Here is a 4,693-nt window from a genome sequence, read left to right on the forward strand (position 1 = left end):
ATAGGAGTAACGGCTGATTGGCACAGCCAGTAGTTGTCCACATCGGGGGGCTACGAACCTTAAACATCCCAATCCAGCGGTGCGGTGCCGTGGGAATCCACGCCCTTCTGGGCGGGGAGGATGTCAATCGGAGGGTGCTGTTGCTGTGTCCCTCGCCGACAATCGGGGAATTAACACACCTCCCCCCTCGCCGCCACTACGGAATGGGCTTTGATCCCCACTGCCGCACACGGCTCGCCCGGATCAAACTAGATACGGACCTTGTGGCGAAGTCACTATTGAGGTACTGTCCTGTAAACGGATAAGTAATCCAGGTGGAAACACCGGGGTGTGTGATAAGAAGCGGAGTGACACCCCCCACAATTTCCGGAGTAAGACCGGTTTAGAGGATTTGAGATAGCTAAATTGTGGGGATGGCGCTCTCGCAAAGACCTCCGGAAATATGGGTGGCAAATTGACAGACAGATCGATGTCTGACGTATGTCTGACCAACGCGTCCGTTGTTTCCGAAGCTTCCGTAGTAAATTGGGTTTTTAAGTAGACACCCCCCATCATTTCCGATGAAGTCCCCGGTGAACCCCCCACCCTCAAGGAGCGAACCGTCTCAGCGGTGAGCGAGTAGGGTGGGGTAGTTCACAGTCTGTTCTCGAGGTCAGCAACGACCTGTTCCATACGTCCATCAGTCTGGAGATGAGTCACGGCGGCTTGAGCATCAATCGCAACAGAGTACTCTTTGAAACGGCCTTCCTGTCGCCCGGTATTCCGAGTCCGTTCATCAAGGAGCGTCTGCATAGACAGATCACCAAGGTGATCACGAAGCCGACGTTGGCTTACTGGCTCTGCATCGGCAAGTGATGCGTACTGCTTGTACCTCGAATAGACATCCTTGTTTCGTGCTGGAGTTTCGTCACCAAGATGCAACGAGAGTGTCGATGCCAGAACTAACTTTCCTTGTGTCGTCAGCTTCGACACACTCGTTGTGATGAGGTCCTGTTCGAGCTCATCACGAGCACGTTGGACGTGTTGTTCCGTTACTTCAGCCGCATCTTTTTTCTTTGCGATGTTCCCTGCTTCTCGGAGGAGCATCAACGCCTGACGAGCATCACCAATATCTTGGGCAGCAAACGCAGCACAAAGTGGGATCACCCCATCAGTAAGAACGTCGTCCTGGAACGCCTCATCAGCACGTGCATAAAGGATTTCACGGAGTTGATTGGCGTCGTACGGAGGGAACAGAAGCTCCTGCTGAGCGAGGCTCGATTTTACCTTCTGTCGAAGGTTGTCTTTGAACTTCAGATCATTTGAGATGCCGATAACTGTTACACGGACGTTTTCAATCCGTCCGTTTGCCCGTGCTCGAGGAAGCTCATAGAGGAGTTTATCGTCAGCTTGGAGATTATCAACCTCGTCAAGAACAATCACGACGTGCCCGCCAAGTGCATCCAATTCACGGTACATCATCTGGTACATATCCTCGGCAGGATATCCAGTTGGTCGGATGTGGTTCTCGGGGCCCCGAAGTGAGTTGATAATTGACGCCGCGAGTTGGTAGGAGGTGTTTACGTTCTCGCAGAGAACCCAAACGGTTGTGAGTTCCATATCACGGTACTCTTTGACGTCAGCTTTGAGGTGCGAAAGCAGATACTTCGTCGAAACCGTTTTTCCGACGCCAGTCTTCCCGTACAGAAGAATTGACTTCGTCGGTTGTCCATCCATAATCGGCTGGAGGGCGTTCTTATACTCCTGAAGCTCGTGGCTCCGCCCGAGGATATTCTCGGGGACGTACTCCTCGGAAAGGACGTGGGGATCATCGAAGATCCCCGTTGAGGGTGTGAAGATCGGCATCTATTGACGCGATGTGTCGGATGGGATATAAAACCATGCCTTCCGGAGCTTCCGGAGCTTCCGAAGCTCTCGGTTAGTATAAATAGTTTAAGTAAACCCCCTCCCCCCACTATTTCCGAAGCAACGAGTCGAACAAGTGGAACGCTCTCACGTTCGATCTAGAATAGAGATAGATTTATATCATATGCTGTTATACCAAACCCGTAGTACAGGTAAATAAGATTGTAGTTGGTTGAGGCTAGTAATGCACCATCGTGTCTCACAATGACCACTGTACTCTTGAGTATTAGCTTCGGAAATGGTGGGGGGAGGGTGTTATATAAAGAACGAGAACTCCGGAAACAGCGGTGTGGTTTTTCTGATTAGTCTCGTACGGATGGTAGCGAAGAAGCCGTGAACAGTTGACGTCTGGCGACAGTACCACAACACGATCGTCGGTACAGCATCTCGTCACTACGTCTTCGATCGTGTTGACTTCTGACGAACCACCTTATCGTCAAAAGTGTTCAGTTATCGCCAGTTGAGTATCGAGCGAGGCTAGTCGCCTCAGGTTGGCGGAATTTCGAGGGGAGATATTCTTGCAGCGCGTCACTACGTTTTTCATCTAAATATAGAAACGACATGGGAGCCGAGAATTCTTCGAAGACGTCATCGGGATCAATTGGATTCTCGAATCGGTACGCTTCGTCAACCTGAATTGCGTATCCCGTCTCCGCACCCTCAAAATACTCCATGAATCGGTCTTGGTCGATTCCAGCTGTATCGTTGTACAGGTCCCAGAGCTCTTGAGGATCGGCTTCGACTGTGCGGTCAGTTGAGAAGCCACCAACGATCTTCTTAACTGGTGCAGAAGAATACAGAAAGACAAAATCGATATCCTGAGCACTCCGAAAACTCGTTCGGCGGAACTCATAGCGCTTCTCGCCAGACAAGATCTTCTCTGCGAATTCTGGCTTAATCGCGAGCAAAGCGTCCATCTATCTCTCCTCTCTGTTTCACCATATTATAGTCTTGGTTGCTAATCTCCGTTATTGTCTGGAGTGGGCCGGTTAGTACACCGTCCGAGCGAAGCTTGCTGTAGCTGACTGGATTTGGCAGATCAAAATGCCATGAAAAGAGAAGGACTGTCGTTGGCTTCTCTGCAAACTCCTCCAGCTCAGCGTCCTCGTATACGGATCGTTTCCCAACAACTCGTTTAATCTCTGCTGCGTCAGTAAGGTGATAGTGAACTTGCTCACACACTCCAATTGAGGTCACAGCTTTGTCGTCATGAGAACGGTAGAACAAGAGTAAGTCGCCTTCATTAACCAGCGTTGTGTTTGAATGTGTGAGATATGCTTTCTTTATCGCATTCCCTTCACTACTGAAGTCGTCTCCTACAGTATCGATCGATCGTCGATACTGGTACGATGTGAATAGCTTCTGATGATAACGTGGTTGGATTGGAATCAGGAATTTCGAGACTGACTGCCCATCGTAGAACGACGGATAAAACTCGTGCGCCAGATCTACAGGATCAAGATCTGCCTCTGGTGTTGGTGTTAGGTGTTTTAAAAAGATAGCCTCTCCATCGGACTCCTGTGAGACTTGATTGAATCCGTATTGGCTAATTAGTCTCACTAAATGATCTTGTCCGTCCTCGTTGACGTAATGTGTGAGATATATTTCGTTTATTTTGTGATCAATTGCTTCAGAAACAGCGATGTAGATCAGTAACTCGCCTAGTTTCGACCCTTGTCTTGCGCTACCAACCTTCATTGTCGATATCTTAAGGCGTTTACTCCGCTCTATTGTGGGGTATTCTCCGATTTCTTCTGTTTCGTTGTGTTTGATGACTAGTATTGCTCCTAATGACCCGTCGTCACACCAGTTCACCCACGTTTTGCGATCAGCGTGTTCATTTGCCCAATCCACAAACCCCTCATATTCTTGCTTCAGCGAGTCAAATATCTCGTCGTCAAGATCTAACTCTCCTAGCGTTGTCGCTTCAATGGACTTTGGTCCAATTTGGAGTTGTGTCTCTTTCTTGAAGAAGTCCTCTCCCTCTTCGATTGAAAAAACACGATCACTAACTCCGAGTGTTGCAGCGTTGGTGTGGATTCCAGAGTCTTCTGTGATCAAGAAATCGACATCATCGTTATACACAGCATATAACAACATGTTGTCAACTCTTCCGTTCCCACTATCAGCTGGGACTGTCTCTCGAAATTCCGAATCAGGAGACGGGTACTCCGGATATTCTAATTCACGGTACGTCTCAAGCTTAGATGTCGACGTCTCTCGGCGCTTCTTGTTGGGATCATTTCTAATTTCATTCGCTGAAAGTGGATGAATTAGCTTAATGTGCCCCTGTTCATTAAGTGCCCGCTCAAGTTTCTGTAGAGAAATTGGAACTTTCTTATCATCTTCTCGATGAATGAATATATTTGTGTCAATGAGTACTTCCATGATTAGTTATTTGCTTGTCAATGAGTTATATGTCAGGTGGCATTAACTGATCGGAGGCGAATCAATCATGCCTCTATTACTTCAACAGTATACTGTTGTTTCTGACAACAGCGTTAGAATTGGTAGCTGGATGCATTAGTATAACTGGGAACGCTGACTATCCTTTAATCCCACAAGGGATCGTCTGAAACGTGCGGGTCGCTACGACTCGGAGAGAGCGGATCGGTCGCTTCAATCCCACAAGGGTTCGTCTGAAACAGGAAACGCTGGAGCGCGTGGAGTGGATGGACGATGAGCTTTAATCCCACAAGGGTTCGTCTGAAACAGTCCTCAGAGACGACATCGAAGAACACGGTGTCGAGCTTCAATCCCACAAGGGTTCGTCTGAAACGTCGTCGTG

4 protein-coding genes are annotated in these 4,693 nt (G+C 48.7%); all 4 read right to left on the bottom strand.

Translation table 11 applies throughout. The features are described from left to right. Nucleotides 1–633 precede the first annotated feature (633 nt). Nucleotides 634–1,845: an orc1/cdc6 family replication initiation protein gene (locus C5C07_RS20265; RefSeq protein WP_115806033.1), complete on the bottom strand. Its 1,212-nt coding sequence runs from the start codon at nt 1,843–1,845 to the stop codon at nt 634–636. A 506-nt stretch (nt 1,846–2,351) separates the two neighbouring features. Then, nucleotides 2,352–2,822, bottom strand: coding sequence for a hypothetical protein (locus tag C5C07_RS20270; RefSeq protein ID WP_115806034.1), 471 nt, complete (start codon nt 2,820–2,822; stop codon nt 2,352–2,354). After that, nucleotides 2,800–4,293: a PIN domain-containing protein gene (locus tag C5C07_RS21245; RefSeq protein ID WP_147302073.1), complete on the bottom strand. Its 1,494-nt coding sequence runs from the start codon at nt 4,291–4,293 to the stop codon at nt 2,800–2,802. The genes C5C07_RS20270 and C5C07_RS21245 overlap by 23 nt, the downstream gene beginning before the upstream one ends. A gap of 164 nt (nt 4,294–4,457) precedes the next feature. Then, nucleotides 4,458–4,693: hypothetical protein (locus C5C07_RS22035; protein ID WP_233510487.1), on the bottom strand; the 236-nt coding region annotated here is incomplete at its 5' end.

It is taken from the genome of Haloferax sp. Atlit-4N (assembly GCF_003383025.1).
Taxonomy (GTDB): Archaea; Halobacteriota; Halobacteria; order Halobacteriales; family Haloferacaceae; genus Haloferax; species Haloferax gibbonsii.